The 14,428-nt window shown below is 59.6% G+C and carries 15 protein-coding genes; 11 read left to right on the top strand and 4 right to left on the bottom strand.

All coding sequences use genetic code 11. The features are described 5' to 3' along the window. Nucleotides 1-194 precede the first annotated feature (194 nt). Nucleotides 195-572, top strand: coding sequence for a hypothetical protein (locus ACJD00_RS05350; protein WP_418908810.1), 378 nt, complete (start codon nt 195-197; stop codon nt 570-572). Nucleotides 573-591: 19 nt separating this feature from the next. On the opposite strand, the gene ACJD00_RS05355 is transcribed toward ACJD00_RS05350, so the two are convergent. Further along, entirely contained in the window at nt 592-954 is a 363-nt protein-coding gene (locus ACJD00_RS05355) for an iron chaperone (RefSeq protein ID WP_418908811.1), read from the bottom strand. Between the two features lie 336 nt (nt 955-1,290). On the opposite strand from ACJD00_RS05355, the gene ACJD00_RS05360 reads away from it, so the two are divergent. Next, nucleotides 1,291-2,733: a YfcC family protein gene (locus ACJD00_RS05360; RefSeq protein WP_418908812.1), complete on the top strand. Its 1,443-nt coding sequence runs from the start codon at nt 1,291-1,293 to the stop codon at nt 2,731-2,733. Between the two features lie 219 nt (nt 2,734-2,952). Here the strand turns inward: ACJD00_RS05360 and ACJD00_RS05365 are convergent, their stop codons facing one another. After that, nucleotides 2,953-3,273 carry a DMT family transporter gene (locus tag ACJD00_RS05365; RefSeq protein ID WP_418908813.1) on the bottom strand — a complete coding sequence of 107 codons (321 nt, stop codon included), beginning with the start codon at nt 3,271-3,273 and terminating at the stop codon, nt 2,953-2,955. Further along, nucleotides 3,273-3,644 (bottom strand): DMT family transporter, encoded by a 372-nt coding sequence (locus tag ACJD00_RS05370; RefSeq protein WP_418908814.1) that lies wholly within the window; start codon nt 3,642-3,644, stop codon nt 3,273-3,275. Before ACJD00_RS05370 ends, ACJD00_RS05365 begins: the two co-directional genes overlap by 1 nt. 126 nt (nt 3,645-3,770) lie before the next feature. Between ACJD00_RS05370 and ACJD00_RS05375 the strand changes: the two genes are divergently transcribed. Genes ACJD00_RS05375 through ACJD00_RS05385 form a run of 3 tightly spaced genes read left to right on the top strand, consistent with a single transcriptional unit; the run spans nt 3,771 to nt 7,890 of the window. Continuing rightward, nucleotides 3,771-6,785, top strand: a complete 3,015-nt coding sequence (locus ACJD00_RS05375; protein ID WP_418908815.1) for a DNA translocase FtsK 4TM domain-containing protein — start codon at nt 3,771-3,773, stop codon at nt 6,783-6,785. Nucleotides 6,786-6,789: 4 nt separating this feature from the next. Then, nucleotides 6,790-7,392 (top strand): CDP-diacylglycerol--glycerol-3-phosphate 3-phosphatidyltransferase, encoded by a 603-nt coding sequence (gene pgsA, locus ACJD00_RS05380; RefSeq protein ID WP_309408063.1) that lies wholly within the window; start codon nt 6,790-6,792, stop codon nt 7,390-7,392. 3 nt (nt 7,393-7,395) lie between these two features. After that, nucleotides 7,396-7,890, top strand: a complete 495-nt coding sequence (locus ACJD00_RS05385; protein ID WP_418908816.1) for a CinA family protein — start codon at nt 7,396-7,398, stop codon at nt 7,888-7,890. 141 nt (nt 7,891-8,031) lie between these two features. Here ACJD00_RS05385 and ACJD00_RS05390 read toward each other — a convergent pair whose 3' ends face one another. Then, nucleotides 8,032-9,903, bottom strand: a complete 1,872-nt coding sequence (locus ACJD00_RS05390; RefSeq protein WP_418908817.1) for an HNH endonuclease signature motif containing protein — start codon at nt 9,901-9,903, stop codon at nt 8,032-8,034. 187 nt (nt 9,904-10,090) lie between these two features. Here ACJD00_RS05390 and ACJD00_RS05395 point away from each other — a divergent pair, with 187 nt between their 5' ends. From ACJD00_RS05395 to ACJD00_RS05420, 6 genes are all read left to right on the top strand, one after another. Beyond that, complete coding sequence (locus ACJD00_RS05395) at nt 10,091-10,552, top strand: SRPBCC family protein (protein ID WP_418908818.1); 462 nt, start codon at nt 10,091-10,093, stop codon at nt 10,550-10,552. A gap of 297 nt (nt 10,553-10,849) precedes the next feature. Then, nucleotides 10,850-11,278, top strand: coding sequence for a helix-turn-helix transcriptional regulator (locus ACJD00_RS05400; protein ID WP_309408056.1), 429 nt, complete (start codon nt 10,850-10,852; stop codon nt 11,276-11,278). Nucleotides 11,279-11,357: 79 nt separating this feature from the next. Then, nucleotides 11,358-11,603: a DUF3046 domain-containing protein gene (locus ACJD00_RS05405; RefSeq protein WP_418908819.1), complete on the top strand. Its 246-nt coding sequence runs from the start codon at nt 11,358-11,360 to the stop codon at nt 11,601-11,603. A 200-nt stretch (nt 11,604-11,803) separates the two neighbouring features. After that, a complete protein-coding gene (recA, locus tag ACJD00_RS05410) occupies nt 11,804-12,859 on the top strand; it encodes a recombinase RecA (RefSeq protein WP_309408052.1) in 1,056 nt (351 codons plus the stop codon). A gap of 6 nt (nt 12,860-12,865) precedes the next feature. After that, on the top strand, nt 12,866-13,723 hold the full coding sequence (locus tag ACJD00_RS05415; RefSeq protein WP_418908820.1) for a regulatory protein RecX: 858 nt from the start codon (nt 12,866-12,868) through the stop codon (nt 13,721-13,723). Nucleotides 13,724-13,777: 54 nt separating this feature from the next. After that, complete coding sequence (locus tag ACJD00_RS05420; protein WP_418908821.1) at nt 13,778-14,428, top strand: hypothetical protein; 651 nt, start codon at nt 13,778-13,780, stop codon at nt 14,426-14,428.

Raw genomic sequence — 14,428 nt, forward strand, 5'->3', positions numbered from 1 at the left:
GTGGTCGGCACCGGAACGATCTACCAGCCTACCGTTTGGGGATGAGTAAACGCTGAAGATGCCTCGCGTGCCTGCTTATCTCCACGCTCGGGCGTTCGCCGGCCGCGTCCTTTGGGGGCTTGAACTGTCCAGAGAGTACCGATAGCTTACCTTTCATGCTTATCCGCGGACCTCTTGGTCGTTTTGCAATCTCGATGATGATTCTCGCCCCCATCGCGCTCGGCGCCACCGGGTGTGCTGGCGGAACGGAAATTCGTCAGGTGCAGGCCGGCGGACAGCGCACTTTTCTCTCCGACGCGACTGAACAGGCTCAGTCGACCGCTCATCTTGAGGGGACGTTGGAGGTTGGCGATGGGGGCTGCTGGCTAGCACGACTACCCGACGATACGACTGAGGTCCTGGTGATCTGGCCGCAACGTACTTCGGTGTCCGAGGGCCACCCCGCGTTGCAGCTAGATGGCGATGAGTACTCGCAAGGTTCGCCGATCGCATTCGGTGGCGGCTATCGCGAAATTGCCGAGCGGGAACCGGCCGCAGAGTGTGGGGCGAAAGAAGCCTTCATCATCAACTGAACGTGGCGCACGCGTGCGTTCAGTCGAGGTCGGCGTCAATATGCCGCCGGTGGATGAGCACCAAGTCTCGGACTAAAGCATCTGGTAACGGCTTGTTGAGGGTAAACCGAATGGCGTGTTTGGTGCACTGGTAGTCTCCGAGCCGATCTTGGCACTCTTCGATGGCCCACGACGATGGGTAGAAGCTCAAATGCTTCTTCGAGGCCGTGAAATACACCAGAGCCCGACACCGATACGTCAACGTGGGCATGCCGTAACTGATCGATTCGGCGACGTCGGGAACGGTTTCGGTGACGAGTGCCCGTAGGCGTTCGAGTTCATTTCTCGCCTCGGGGTTGATCCCCTGCAGGTATTGCTCGATGCTCGTTGCCTTCTCATGCATGGGGCCACCCTTCCGTTCCAGCTAGTCTTCTCCGCGAACGCTTGCCGCGCAAGTATGGGGGACTGCTCTGTACCTTTGCAAAGACCGACGCCAATCACTGGCTGAGAAGGCTTTTCGCTGCCGGTGGGAGTTGACTAGACCCGTTGGTCCCACGGCGCTTCACAATTCGAGACAGACCATTGACAGCCAGCATGTGACCCTCGACACTTGTAGACATTCTAATGAAAAAAGTTTTCATAATGCGGAATTTGCGGAGAGTGCTTGGTTGACGAGGGTCGACTTGGCGGATCCGCGTATCAATCAATCACTCGTTCCGAGCCCATGAAGGTATAGACAATGGCAGAGCAAGAAGTCGAGAACGCAGAACCTGCGACGCGCAAACGCCGAAAAATCGGTGTACCCCACATCTACATCATTCTCTTCGCGTTCATCGCGTTGGCCGCACTGGCCACCTACCTCGTTCCGGGCGGTCTGTATGAGCGCATCGACGGCCCCGATGGGCGAACCACCATCGACCCGGATAGCTTCACCTTTATTGACGCCCAGCCCACGACCCCGGTCGATTTCATGCTCGCGATTCCGCGCGGCATGGTTTCCGCGGCAGAGGTCGTCATCTTCACCCTGATGATTGGTGGACTCTTCGGAGTCTTGAAGGCAACCGGCCTGGTCGAGCACGCCGTGGCAGCGCTGAGCAAGCGATTTGCCCGTCGCGGCCCGGTACTCATCGCCGTGCTCATGGCGGTCTTCTCCACGGTCGCCACGCTCATCGGCACCCAGGAACTCGCCTTGGTCTACGTACCGGTGATCCTGCCCTTGATCATTGCGCTTAAATATGACTCGATCGTGGCCGCCGGTGTGGCACTCTGCGCGACGACGGCCGGATTCGCGGCCGGCGTGCTCAACCCGATTAACACGGGACTGGGCCAGAAGCTGGCTGGGGTTCCCCTATGGTCCGGTCTGGGGTTGCGCGCGGCAATCTTTGGTGTAACCGTCGCCGTGGCGATCTTCTTCGTCATCCGCTACGCCAACAAGGTCAAGCGCGATCAAACGGCCAGCTATGTGCACGGCAATCCAGCCGAGACCGAGAAACGCCGTGTGTACATCGAAACCGCACCGGGCGCGGTGAAGCACGTAATGACCGTGCGCCAACGCATCGCTGCCTTCGTTGCCCTAGCCTTCTTTGCGCTCCTCGTCTTTGGTGTGCTGAAGCTGGGCTGGTTCATGCTGGAAATGGCCGGGCTGTTTATCGTCATTGGCGCAGTCGTCGGCGTAATCGCCGGGCTACGGGGCGAGGAACTGGCGGAATCTTTCAACGACGGTTTCCGCGCCGTGCTCGTCGGCGCCCTGATTGCAGGTATCGCCCGCGGTGTCGCCGTCGTGCTGGAAAACGGACAGATCCTGGACACCATCGTTCATGGTTTGGGGGAGGCAATCGGTGGGCTGCCGCCGGCATTGGCCGCGGTAGGCATGTTTATCGGCCAGATGCTGCTGAACTTCATCATCCCTTCGGGTAGTGGGCAGGCGCTGGTGACCATGCCGATCATGGCCCCGCTCTCGGACCTGCTGGATGTCACGCGACAAACCGCGGTGCTGGCCTACCAGCTGGGTGATGGCTACGGAAATATTCTGTTCCCCACCTCGGGTTACTTCATGGCTACCCTAGCCATCGCCGGCGTGCCATGGCAGAAGTGGGTGCGCTTCTTCTTCCCGCTGTTCCTGACCTGGCTCGGTATCGCCCTCGTGGCGCTTGTCTTCGCGCAAATTATCGGCTGGTCCTAGGCTTCATAGCCGTTCACAGAGCGCGTCGTCGTCGACCATCAGGGTCGGGGGGCGGCGCGCTCGCCGTTTGTTGGCTCGCCGCACCACCTTCGCTCGTCGCGTCTATTGGTTAGATTGGCCGGTAGATATCGTCCGGTAGACAGCGCACGCCGAGACCTACGTCAATGGTGTGCTGTCCCACGCAGTCACCGGGTGTGGCTCGAGTACTTTCGCGGCAGTTTAGCCCTGTGGTGTGCCGAGTTCGATGAGCAGTACCCCGCCGGCGATGAGGACGATCCCCAGCGACATAAGCCAGGTGAGCGCTTCGCCGAAAAGAAATCTGCTGCAGACCGCCGTGAGCGCCACTCCACAGGCGGCCCACACCCCGTATGCCACACCCAGCGCCATACCTTGGGCCAATGCCCCCGAGAGGCAGCTAAAGGCGGTCACATAGCCTGCGACGACCGCCAGATACCATCGTTTGTTGGTCAACGACATGCGTAAGGACAAGGTCCCCGCAACCTCGCACACAATGGCCAGCGCCAAAAGCACGACCGACATTAGGAACCTACCGGCTGGTTGGCGGCACGGGAGTGCTCCGCGGATTGACTGCCAAGTTCGACGCAGAGCACGCCAATAATGACGATCACGATTCCAAGAAGCATCACCGGAGTAAGCGCCTCACCCAAAAGCAACCACGAAAGGAGCGCCGTCAACGCCACTCCACTCGCGCCCCACACGCCGTACGCTACGCCCAGCGGAATTCCGCAACGCAGGACAAACGCGAGCAGGGTAAAAGCGGCTGCATACCCGAGGACAACCAGCAGATACAGCCACGGCGATTCGAGGGCCAGTTTCAGACTCAGCGACCCGGCAACCTCCGCGAGGATGGCCCCCGCCAAGAGCCACCACCCGGTGCGTAAGCGCTTCATGCTGCTTCTCCCTCCGTACTAGTCAGCCGGAAGCCCTGAGTATACCGGCCGGCGCTACGGGCCGGCGTGACCCGTATGACCGTGTAAATTCGGGTCCCTTCCAGCCCGGCGGGATACCCTTAACCTATGGCTGAAGCTTCCTCCAAGCAGGGGACGAAGAAGGCGGCACCGCGTAAACCGCGGGCTACCAAATCGTCATCCGGCAAGAAAACACCACCCAACCCCGAAGAGGAGTTGGCCCTTCCACTGCGCCTACTGCGTAGCCTCTGGATGGGCATCGCCCGGGTCGTGGGTGGCGCTTTCCGTAAGCTGGGCCCCAACGTACGCCCCGACTACGAACTGCGCCGTGACGGCACCGGACTATTTTTGGTGCTCGTCGCGGTTCTTGTCGCCATCATTGAATGGTGGGGCCTACGCGATGTCGGATGGTTTGGGCGCGGAGTACATGCGGTGGCTGGCGGTAGCCTCGGCTTCATGGCCACGGTGCTACCGGTCATCTTGCTGATCGGCGCCACCCGATTGTTCCGTCACCCCGAGAACGAACAGGCCAACCAGCGTATCGGCATCGGCCTGAGCATACTCACACTGTCCGGGGCCGCCTTGGCCTCGCTGATCCAAGGCTCGCCCGCGGTCTCCGACGAGTTCGAGGTGCTTTGGGCCGCCGGTGGTATGGCCGGGTCCATTCTGGGCACCCCGCTGGGCTTGCTGATCACCGTGCCCGGGGCCATGGCGGTCTTCATCTTCCTGATCTTCATGTCGCTTCTGATTATCACCGCCACCCCGGTGATGCAGATTCCGCAACGTATTCGCGCCGGGTACAACAAGCTGCTGGGCCAAGACCCCAATCAGCCTCGCGCGCAGCAGAAGCCTGCGGCCAGCGCCCCGGCCACCGTGAATCTCGACCCGAACGCCCCGGAGCACGACCAGTCTTACCTTTACCCCAAGGAGGAGCCTGCCGCGGCGAAGCCGAAGAAGCGCGGCTTCTTCGAACGCCGGGCTGCGGCCAAGAAGGTCACCGAAGTGTTTGACGTGGACGGTGCCGAGAGCACGCCACGCCCCGGAGACGTGGCCTACGACAAGGCCGTGATCGACGCTAAGGACGCCGCAACCGACGATGAAGCCAGTCAGGCCGCCGCCGCGCGACTTGCCGCCGTACGCGGTAACCGCGGAGAGATTTACGACGTGGATGCCACCGAGGCTGCCACCCAGGCGATCTCCCGCCCGGAACAGCCGGCCGCCTTTGACTTTGACGCCTCCGAGCAACCCACCAGCGCCATGCCTTCGGCAGCAGACCGTGCCCCGGCACCAAGCACCGACGACGCTCCGACGACCGCTTTGCCCTCCGGCCCGCCTCCAGGCGTTAAGCGACCCACCGCGGAAGAAGCCAAGCGCGCCGCCATCATGGACAGCGTAGGACTGGCCGCGAAGTCTGAGCCGGAAGCCAGCACCTCGGCCATGCGTGTGGTGGCACCGCGTTCCGAACAGCTCACCGTCGCCGGAGACGTCACCTACACCCTGCCCTCCAGTGACTACCTGCCAGCCGGCCCTCCGGCTAAGGAAGCCTCCGCCGCCAATGAGGCAGTGGTCGCCGCACTCACCGATACGCTCGCCCAGTTCAAGGTCGATGCGCAGGTAACTGGCTTCTCCCGTGGTCCGACGGTGACTCGCTACGAGATCGAGTTGGCTCCGGGCACCAAGGTGGAAAAGGTCACCGCCCTGTCCAAGAACATTTCCTATGCGGTGGCCTCCTCGGATGTGCGTATCCTTTCGCCGATTCCGGGCAAATCCGCTATCGGTATCGAGATCCCGAATACCGATAAGGAGATCGTCGCCCTCGGCGACGTCTTGCGCAGCAACAACGCCACGAAGAGCGAACACCCGATGGTGATGGGTGTCGGCAAGGACGTCGAGGGCGGTTTCGTTGTGGCCAACTTGGCCAAGATGCCACACCTGTTGGTGGCCGGTGCTACCGGTGCCGGTAAGTCGTCCTTCGTGAACTCGATGATCACCTCGATTCTGATGCGCGCTACACCGGATGAAGTGCGCATGGTCATGGTGGACCCGAAGCGCGTGGAACTTACCGCCTATGAAGGCGTGCCGCACCTGATCACCCCGATTATCACCAACCCAAAGAAGGCCGCCGAGGCCTTGGCCTGGGTGGTGCGGGAGATGGACACCCGCTACGACGATCTGGCGAACTTCGGTTTCAAGCACATCGACGACTTCAACAAGGCAGTGCGGGCCGGCAAGGTGCAGGTTCCGGCCGGATCGCAGCGTGTACTCAAGCCCTACCCTTACCTGCTGGTGATCGTTGACGAGCTCGCCGACTTGATGATGGTGGCTCCACGCGACGTGGAAGACGCTATTGTGCGTATTACTCAGCTGGCTCGTGCCGCGGGTATTCACCTCGTGCTGGCGACACAGCGCCCCTCCGTGGATGTGGTCACCGGCCTGATCAAGGCCAACGTGCCTTCGCGCATGGCCTTCGCAACCTCGTCGGTCACCGACTCGCGCGTGGTGCTGGATCAGCCGGGTGCGGAGAAGCTGCTTGGCCAGGGCGACGCGCTCTTCCTGCCCATGGGTACCTCGAAGCCCATGCGTGTTCAGGGGGCCTGGGTCACCGAGTCCGAAATCCAGCGCGTCGTCGAACACGTCAAGTCGCAATTGCAACCCGAATACCGCGACGACGTGGTGCCGGTGGCAGAAAAGAAGAAGATCGACGAGGACATCGGAGACGATCTGGATCTGCTGTTGCAGGCCACCGAGCTTGTCGTGACCAGCCAGTTCGGTTCCACCTCCATGTTGCAGCGTAAGCTGCGCGTGGGCTTCGCCAAGGCCGGACGCCTCATGGACCTGATGGAGTCCCGCGGCGTCGTGGGGCCGTCGGAAGGTTCCAAGGCCCGCGATGTCTTGGTCAAGCCCGATGACCTGCCTGCAGTGTTGGCGACCATGCGTGGCGAGGATCCCAACGCGCATCAGGCTTCGGCGACCGAATCCGCGCTCGTGGAAGAGGCCAAGGTGAATCATGCTCCGGTAATTGACGAGGTGGCCGCGGACCTCGATGCCCGTGAACAAGCGGTCGACTACTATGACTCGGACGACTCGAGCGAGGACGCCTGGGACCTGACAGGAAGAGGCTAAGCTCATGGCGGCAAATAATGAACAGGCGCCGGTACCGACGCTGAACATCGCCAATGTCCTGACCACCATCCGTATCCTCATGGTGCCCTTCTTCATTTGGGCGCTGGTGGCGGATGAAAATCACTATGGCGCATGGCGTTGGGTTGCCCTGGTGATCTTCGTACTGGCGATGTATACCGATAAGCTCGACGGCGACCTAGCCCGTAGCCGCGGCTTGATCACCAACTTCGGTAAAATCGCCGACCCCATCGCCGATAAGCTACTTACCGGTTCGGCGCTGGTGATGTTTTCCATTTTGGGTGAATTGCCCTGGTGGGTGACCATCGTGATCCTCGTGCGCGAGTGGGGGATCACCCTGCTACGCGTGGTGGTAATTCGGTATGGGGTTATCGCCGCCAATATGGGCGGCAAGATCAAAACGGTGATGCAGGCCGTGGTCATCGGGCTGTACCTATTGCCCTTTACGCAGACCATTTCTTGGCTGAACACCACCGCGTGGATCCTCATGCTGGCCACCGCAGCGGTGACCGTGGGCACCGGTCTGGAGTATGTGTACAAGGCCATCGTGTTGCGCCGACAGGCCCGACGCGACACTCAGGAGCAATAAGAGATGACCACAACTCAGCGAGCCGGTCAGGTCATTGAGCGCGCCATAACCCAACACCTGAGCATCGCCACCGCGGAGTCACTCACCGCAGGACTCATCGCGGCGGAACTAGCCACCGTGCCAGGGGCATCTGCAGCGCTTCGGGGCGGGGTTGTTTCCTATGCCAGCGAGGTGAAGTCCGCGCTTCTTGGCGTGGACGAAGAACTGCTGGCTACAGCCGGTTCCGTCGACCCTCAGGTGGCGGAGCAGATGGCTCTGGGCGCACGCCGTGCCTGTGGTGCGGATCTAGCAGTTTCAGCCACCGGAGTGGCCGGACCCGAACCGCATGACGGGAAGGGCGTGGGTACCGTCTATATCGGCTGGGCCTATGCCGGCGAAAGCGGAGCTCAGGCCCATCACTTCGTAGGTGGACGAGAAGCGATCCGCGCCCAAGCCACTCAGGCGGCACTGCAGCAATTGATTCAGCTCCTTGAGCAGTCCGGTGGCCACGCCGATTAATAGATTCGGTGCTGATTTCTTGCCCCCAGTGCCGGATTCTCAACGCACCTTCGACAAATGATCTTGCAGGCACATTCCATTGCTCGGCCAATTGGGCTGGGTGATGTTTGTAGCCGGCAAGTGCGGGGGCGAGTCCTCAACTTATCTCGGGGTGAAATTGATCGTGTTCCGTCGCAATCGTTGCTCCGGATCCACATGCTTTGGAAATCGCACCCACGGGATGCCGTCTTTCATCACAACGTCAAACAATCCTGCATGCCGGTCCACGTGATGCCCCGGATGTAGCGTGGCCCCATTGCCGACACTGGTCACACCGCCATACTCCCATTCCTGCACATGGTCGATTTCGCAGTTTTCGGCCGGGACCGTGCACCCCGGCACAATACAGCCCCGGTCACGAGCGAGGATCGCTCGTTTCATCACGGTCGGGAAATAGCGTTGCGAACGACCCACATCCAATATCTCTGAGGCGCCCCCGAGCACTAACGGGATAATGTTCGCTTCACACAACATCCGACGTAACGCCCCGGAATCGATCGCTAGGCCGTGTGCGGTGATCCCACCCACTGCCGGTAACCCCTCGACGATAGGTGGGGCCCCGGCCCCAGATGTTTCCGGTAACGGGAGCCCGTGACTTTGGGCGAGGCCGACCAGTTCGCGAAGCGGCATGTGCACGATGATGGTCGGCCGGAAAAGGCCTTTCGGCTTCCCCAATCCAGCACCAGCACTGGTCTGAGTTGTCTCGCCGGTATTGGCCTCGGCAACGGAGTTTTCCTTGGTGTCGGTCCCGGCGAGGGGAATAGTTTGGGTTGGCGGGGTGGCTTGGGTGCGCAGGAGATTGATCAGCCCCGCGAGGCGGCGTTGCGCCACCGTGGGCTCGGGGGAGTCCAGGGTGTCGGCGCGGGCGGTGGCAGCTTCCTCGGCGGTCAGGAAGTCCGGGAACACCTCACCGGCGCCCGGGTTCTTACCTTCTGCACCAGGAGCGTCGTCACTTGTACTGGCAGAGGCCATGCTACCGGCCCGGCTGGCGGTGGATTTCGCGGACTCGATCGCGTGGGCATGCGCCTGGGTTTTCGGGTGATCTACGTGCCCGAGTAGCGATTCGATTAGTTCGCTATCTTCTGCGGCCGCCTTGAATACATAGGTGGTGATCCCGTGCTGAGTACCCTTACGGAACAACCCCGTCATGCTCATCGGATCACTGCGTTGCGCGGTGGTTGCCGCGTGACGGAAGAACCGGTTCAGTCCCTCAGCGCGCGTGCGTGGGTTCTCTTCGGTGAGTAGGTTCGCGGCCTGGGTTTCTAACCCAGTGTCTCCGAGGGTGGCCGCACCCTCGGATGCGGTGTTCGGGTTAGTAAGTTTTTCGAGGCGGCGGGCCGCGTTCAGCACGCTACGCACATCCTGAGTGGTGGTGAAGTGCGTGGCAAGTTCCGGAAATACGGGCTGTGCGGGAATGTCGGTGCCTGTGGGACGGGCGATGAGCCGGTGCGCGTCGGTGACCCGGGTTTTGGCGGTGAAGTAGTCCTGATTCAGCCAGCTGGCCAGGAAGCTGGCCGCGTCGCGGTAGGTCGGCCGCCCGGAGACCGGTTCACAGGGATGCTGAAGAAGCTCGATGACCCGTCCGAACCCACCACGACCCATACCGTCTTCACTATCGCGATCGTCGCCGTTGTTAGTGGTGGTCCCGTTCTTCCCGGTGATGGTGCCGGTAGCGTTCTTCATAGCATCCAGAACAGGACTCGGCAGGGTGTGGGCGGCGGTTGCTTCGACTTGATGTGCTGCGTGGAGTTGGTTCCGCAGAAGCTGGTTGGCTAGGCGCTCGGTGGCAAGCGCGATCAGCGCGGCGGCACGCGGGTCGGTGTTCGTGGCCAGCAAGGCGGGTAGCTCTGTGAGGTAGGTGTTTATTTGGGCGAGGGCGTACAGATGTGAAGCGACGGTACCCAATGAGGTGGTGTCGTGCTCCGGGTATTCGGTGGCCCGGTGCAGCGCGGTGGCCAGGTCGGTGATCTGCATGCCCACAGTTTGCACGTACGGGTCGTCGGGCAGGGGTAAACACCCACCAGCTGTGGACAACGACCAAGGAGACAGGACGAACGGTACTTCCGTCTTTTGAAATATGCGAGCACGCGGCACAAGGTGGGCGCATAATATGGAGATGGTTCATCCACGGAGCCAGCATTCGTTACCCGAGGAGGCCGGTATGGCTGAATTCAGAGTCTCGCGTCAGATAGATATCGCGGCGCGTCCGCGCGACATCGCCTCGGTACTTTCCGATTTTCGACGGTGGCCCGAGTTTTCAGCTTTCGAAACCACCGAGTCCGACATCGACCGCGAATTTCGCGGTGCGCCTCGCGGCGTCGGGGCCGTGTATGAATACAACAGCAATGAGGAACGTAGTGCAGGCATTATGGAAATCACCGAGGCTCGCGATGATCTCGTCGCGGTGCAGCTTCGTTTTCTGAAACCCTTCAAGTCCCAGATGGATCATCGTTTCGAGCTTACGGCCAAAGCGCCTGACCTCACGGAAGTGCGATGGGTAATGCACGGGGAACACAAGGGCCTGCTTGGGGTGCTCGCCAAATACCTGCTGCCCATGGAGAAGTTAATGGGTCCGCAAATTGAGCGGGGACTGCAACGATTGAAGGACTTGCTCGAAGGGTAGAGCGCATCGGATGACCACCTTTGGCGAAGCGCTTGCTTAAGCCAACACTGCCTGTAGGTGATTTGACACGACCGGTAAAGTATCTTCACAGGTTGACCACTCACACTGGTCGAACGTAGTTTTCGGCAACATTCCTGAGAAATTTCTCCCGAGTGTGGCCTAGATCGCAGATTTGTGCATAGGGTAAAGGCATCGGGAACAAAACTTCCGGATACGCCGTTGTAACTATCGAGAGTCCCACCTAAGGGGAATCTCGAACCGAATATTTTCGAGAAGGACCAGGAGTAAGGCTCGCACATGGTGAAGCAACCCGTGACCGTCAATGGTGTTATCCGTTGGCAAGAGATGGGCGACGCGAACACGGTCCAGCCCGAGAAGGAGGAGCACAAAATGGTAGTACTCCGTCACGAAATTGGAGACGTGCTGCGTGACGTCCGTCAGCGTCAGGGACGTACCTTGCGCGAAGTCTCGCACAGTGCCCGTGTTTCCCTCGGATACCTCTCCGAGGTTGAGCGCGGACAGAAAGAAGCATCCAGTGAATTGCTGTCCTCGATCTGCGCGGCTCTCGATGTCCCACTCTCGCTAATGCTCCGCGAAGTTTCTGACCGCGTTGCTCTGGCTGAGGGCGTTGTCATTCCGGATACCGTTCCCGTCGACCTGACTAAGGAATTTTCCGGAGATGTTCCTAGTCATCTGAACAAGCCACTGGCTTCGGCCGCTAACTAATTGCTAACGCAGACCCCGCGACGGGGTCCGTTTGACACTAAGGGGTCCTGAAGTTGCGTCAAGCAGCTTTAGGACCCCTGTGCCGTGCAAGGAAGACTCAAAGTTGAAGAACTCAGATTTTTGGCGAAATATGGACGCCGAATTTGGTGCCAATTACTCGCGGATGCTCGCCGATACGTTAGCGCTGACAGAGCTGGAAAGCATGACCGCTACTGAAGCGCTGAACAAGGGCGTCAAACCCAAAGAGGTCTTTGCCGCGATATGCCGCGCGCAGGACGTGCCCGAGAATCGCTGGCTTGGCGTGGATATCGAACCAAAGCCGTAGCGGCAACACGGGTATTCGAAGTCAACTTGGACTTCGAATATCTGTTCGGATACTCTGGTCTATGAAACGATGACACCGGGCATGAACTCCACAGTGCGTGCGAGGCAACGCAAAGTGTCGGTAGACGCTCGTACTGTTTAGAGCAGTACAACAGATCCACTGGCAGGTCCGACAATGGCTTGCATGAACAAAGGTTGAACATGGCTGCTAACAATGATCGGGAAAAGGCGCTCGAGTCCGTCCTGGGCCAAATCGACAAGGCCTTCGGCAAGGGTTCGGTAATGCGCTTGGGTGACGATACCCGCGCACCTATCGAAGTTATCCCTACTGGTTCTGTCGCCCTTGATGTTGCATTGGGTATTGGCGGCCTGCCGCGCGGTCGCGTGATTGAGATCTACGGTCCCGAATCTTCGGGTAAGACCACCGTCGCCCTGCACGCAGTGGCTAGTGCTCAGCGCAATGGTGGCATTGCCGCCTTCATCGACGCGGAGCACGCCTTGGATCCCGAATACGCGAAGAAGCTCGGCGTGGACACCGATGCGCTGTTGGTATCTCAGCCGGATACCGGCGAGCAGGCGCTGGAGATCATGGATATGCTCGTCGGTTCGGGAGCATTGGACATTATCGTCATCGACTCCGTTGCTGCCCTGGTTCCCCGCGCCGAAATTGAAGGCGAAATGGGCGATAGCCACGTGGGTCTACAGGCACGCTTGATGTCCCAGGCGCTCCGTAAAATTACTGGTCGATTGAACTCTTCGAAGACTACGGCAATCTTCATCAACCAGCTTCGAGAGAAGATCGGTGTATTTTTCGGTAGCCCAGAAACCACCACCGGTGGTAAGGCTCTAAAATTCTATGCTTCGGTTCGAATCGACATCCGACGGATTGAAACCCTCAAAGAGGGCACGAACCCCGTCGGTAACCGAACCCGAGCCAAGATTGTTAAGAACAAGATGGCACCTCCTTTCAAGCAGGCGGAATTCGACATCCTTTACGGTGTCGGAATCTCCAAGGAAGGTAGCTTGATTGACATGGGTGTAGAGCACGGGTTGGTCAAGAAGTCAGGTGCGTGGTTTACCTATGATGGCGACCAGTTGGGGCAGGGCAAGGAGAATGCCCGACGCTTCCTGCGTGACAACCCGGACCTTGCCAATGAACTCGAGCGTCAGATCTTGCAGAAGCTCGGCGTCCTCTCCACCGAGGAAGAAGTGGACGAGGAAGGCGAGACCGAACTGCGCGTTGTCGAAGGTGAGTAGTTTTTCGTGAGCGGCAGGTTTAAAGGACGTAGCGTTCGACCCGGATCAGGATCCGGGTCGAACGCTACGTCCATTTCCAACGAGTTTCTTGGCGATCCGGCAGAGATGCCGGACTGGGCAAAGCCAGACCCAGCGGACGTTGAAGAATCTGAGATCGTGGTCAGCGACGAGAGGCTTGACCCGTCAACGGTGTCATTTGAGGACGAAAGCACCGAAACCAATCCGCCGCGATCGGTAGATGAGTTGCGCGAAGCCATGCGCCAAATCATGGATCAGCCGCCGACGCCTCGAAAGAAAAAGAAGGAGCTCAAAGAAGAGCGGAGGGCGCAGCGTCAGGCGCAACGGGACCTTGAGCCCGATGAGTTGACCGACGACCAATGGAGGGAAAAGGCTCGCGCCATCACGCTGCGCCAGCTAACCGGCAGCGACAAGACTCTCAAACAACTCAAGGATAAGTTGCTCGAGAAAGAATGCCCCGAAGCGATCGCTGATGAGGTGCTTGAGCGCTATGTCGAGGTGAAGCTTGTAGACGATGAACGTTTCGCTAAGGGGTGGGTTACAGCCCGTGCGCGTTCACGCGGTCTAGCCCGAGGTGCAATTCGTCGCGAGCTACGTACCAAGGGGATCGATGACGAGTTGGCTGCCGAGGCTTTAGAGCAGATCGACGATGCTGCAGAGGAAGAACGTGCGCGTGAGTTAGTGCGCGCAAAATTGCGACCTGCGGCAATGGGCGATAACCGAGACAAAGCGCTACGTCGCCTAGTGGGAATGCTGGGGCGTAAAGGTTACAACGGGGGATTGGCTTTTCGAGTGGCCCGTGAAGAGTGGGACGCACGATTCGGAGAGCAGCATGGCCACTACTGACCTTGTCTTCGGACAGACAACGTTACTGTAGGGCGCTAGTCCTAAGCTGGAACCATGTCGATCATCTCGCCACGCATAAACATTCCTGACCTACCGGACCTTGATGGAGGTAATCTCGATTTCCACTCCATCGGAGGCTTTGAGGAACTAACTCTGTTCTCGGATGAATCTCTTGATCGCGTGAACCTTACTGGGAGTACGTTCAGCGAATGTGCACTGAACAATTTGTCTGGCACGGATCTTGCATGGGCCGATGTGCGAATCTCCGAGTCTTCCATCTCACGACTTGGTGCTTCAGCCATTGAAGCGCCGGGGCTTGTCATACGACAAACTCGGATATCCAGCAGTCGAATTGGGGTGCTCCACGCCCCGGAGAGCACAATTTCCGAGACGGAAATCGAGCACAGCAAACTTGACCTTCTTGCGCTGCGTCGTGCAAAAATCACCGATTTACGGTTGAGTAATTGCACGATTGGAGAGCTCGATTTGTCTGGCGCCACAGTTAACCGCGTGGCATTGGTTAACTGCCGCATCGACAGCTTGAGGTTGAGTCAGAGCACGCTCAAGCACCTCGATCTACGGGGCACACATCTCGGCGATCTTGACGATGTTTCGGCGCTGCGCGGAAGTCTGCTGAGCTACGAGCAACTCCTCCAGTTTCTGTACCCGATCGCTGCGCATTTGGGAATTGCCGTCGAGGACTAA

The sequence above is a fragment of the Glutamicibacter endophyticus genome (assembly GCF_048457885.1).
GTDB lineage: Bacteria > Actinomycetota > Actinomycetes > Actinomycetales > Micrococcaceae > Glutamicibacter > Glutamicibacter endophyticus.

Bases quoted from the DNA above. Each gene is read 5' to 3' on its own strand.
- ACJD00_RS05350 (WP_418908810.1), top strand. From the start codon at position 195: ATGATGATTCTCGCCCCCATCGCGCTCGGCGCCACCGGGTGTGCTGGC.
- ACJD00_RS05365 (WP_418908813.1), bottom strand. From the start codon at position 3,273: ATGTCGGTCGTGCTTTTGGCGCTGGCCATTGTGTGCGAGGTTGCGGGG.
- ACJD00_RS05400 (WP_309408056.1), top strand. From the start codon at position 10,850: ATGGTGAAGCAACCCGTGACCGTCAATGGTGTTATCCGTTGGCAAGAG.
- ACJD00_RS05390 (WP_418908817.1), bottom strand. From the start codon at position 9,903: ATGCAGATCACCGACCTGGCCACCGCGCTGCACCGGGCCACCGAATAC.
- ACJD00_RS05395 (WP_418908818.1), top strand. From the start codon at position 10,091: ATGGCTGAATTCAGAGTCTCGCGTCAGATAGATATCGCGGCGCGTCCG.
- ACJD00_RS05385 (WP_418908816.1), top strand. From the start codon at position 7,396: ATGACCACAACTCAGCGAGCCGGTCAGGTCATTGAGCGCGCCATAACC.
- ACJD00_RS05360 (WP_418908812.1), top strand. From the start codon at position 1,291: ATGGCAGAGCAAGAAGTCGAGAACGCAGAACCTGCGACGCGCAAACGC.
- ACJD00_RS05375 (WP_418908815.1), top strand. From the start codon at position 3,771: ATGGCTGAAGCTTCCTCCAAGCAGGGGACGAAGAAGGCGGCACCGCGT.
- pgsA (WP_309408063.1), top strand. From the start codon at position 6,790: ATGGCGGCAAATAATGAACAGGCGCCGGTACCGACGCTGAACATCGCC.
- ACJD00_RS05370 (WP_418908814.1), bottom strand. From the start codon at position 3,644: ATGAAGCGCTTACGCACCGGGTGGTGGCTCTTGGCGGGGGCCATCCTC.
- ACJD00_RS05355 (WP_418908811.1), bottom strand. From the start codon at position 954: ATGCATGAGAAGGCAACGAGCATCGAGCAATACCTGCAGGGGATCAAC.
- ACJD00_RS05420 (WP_418908821.1), top strand. From the start codon at position 13,778: ATGTCGATCATCTCGCCACGCATAAACATTCCTGACCTACCGGACCTT.
- recA (WP_309408052.1), top strand. From the start codon at position 11,804: ATGGCTGCTAACAATGATCGGGAAAAGGCGCTCGAGTCCGTCCTGGGC.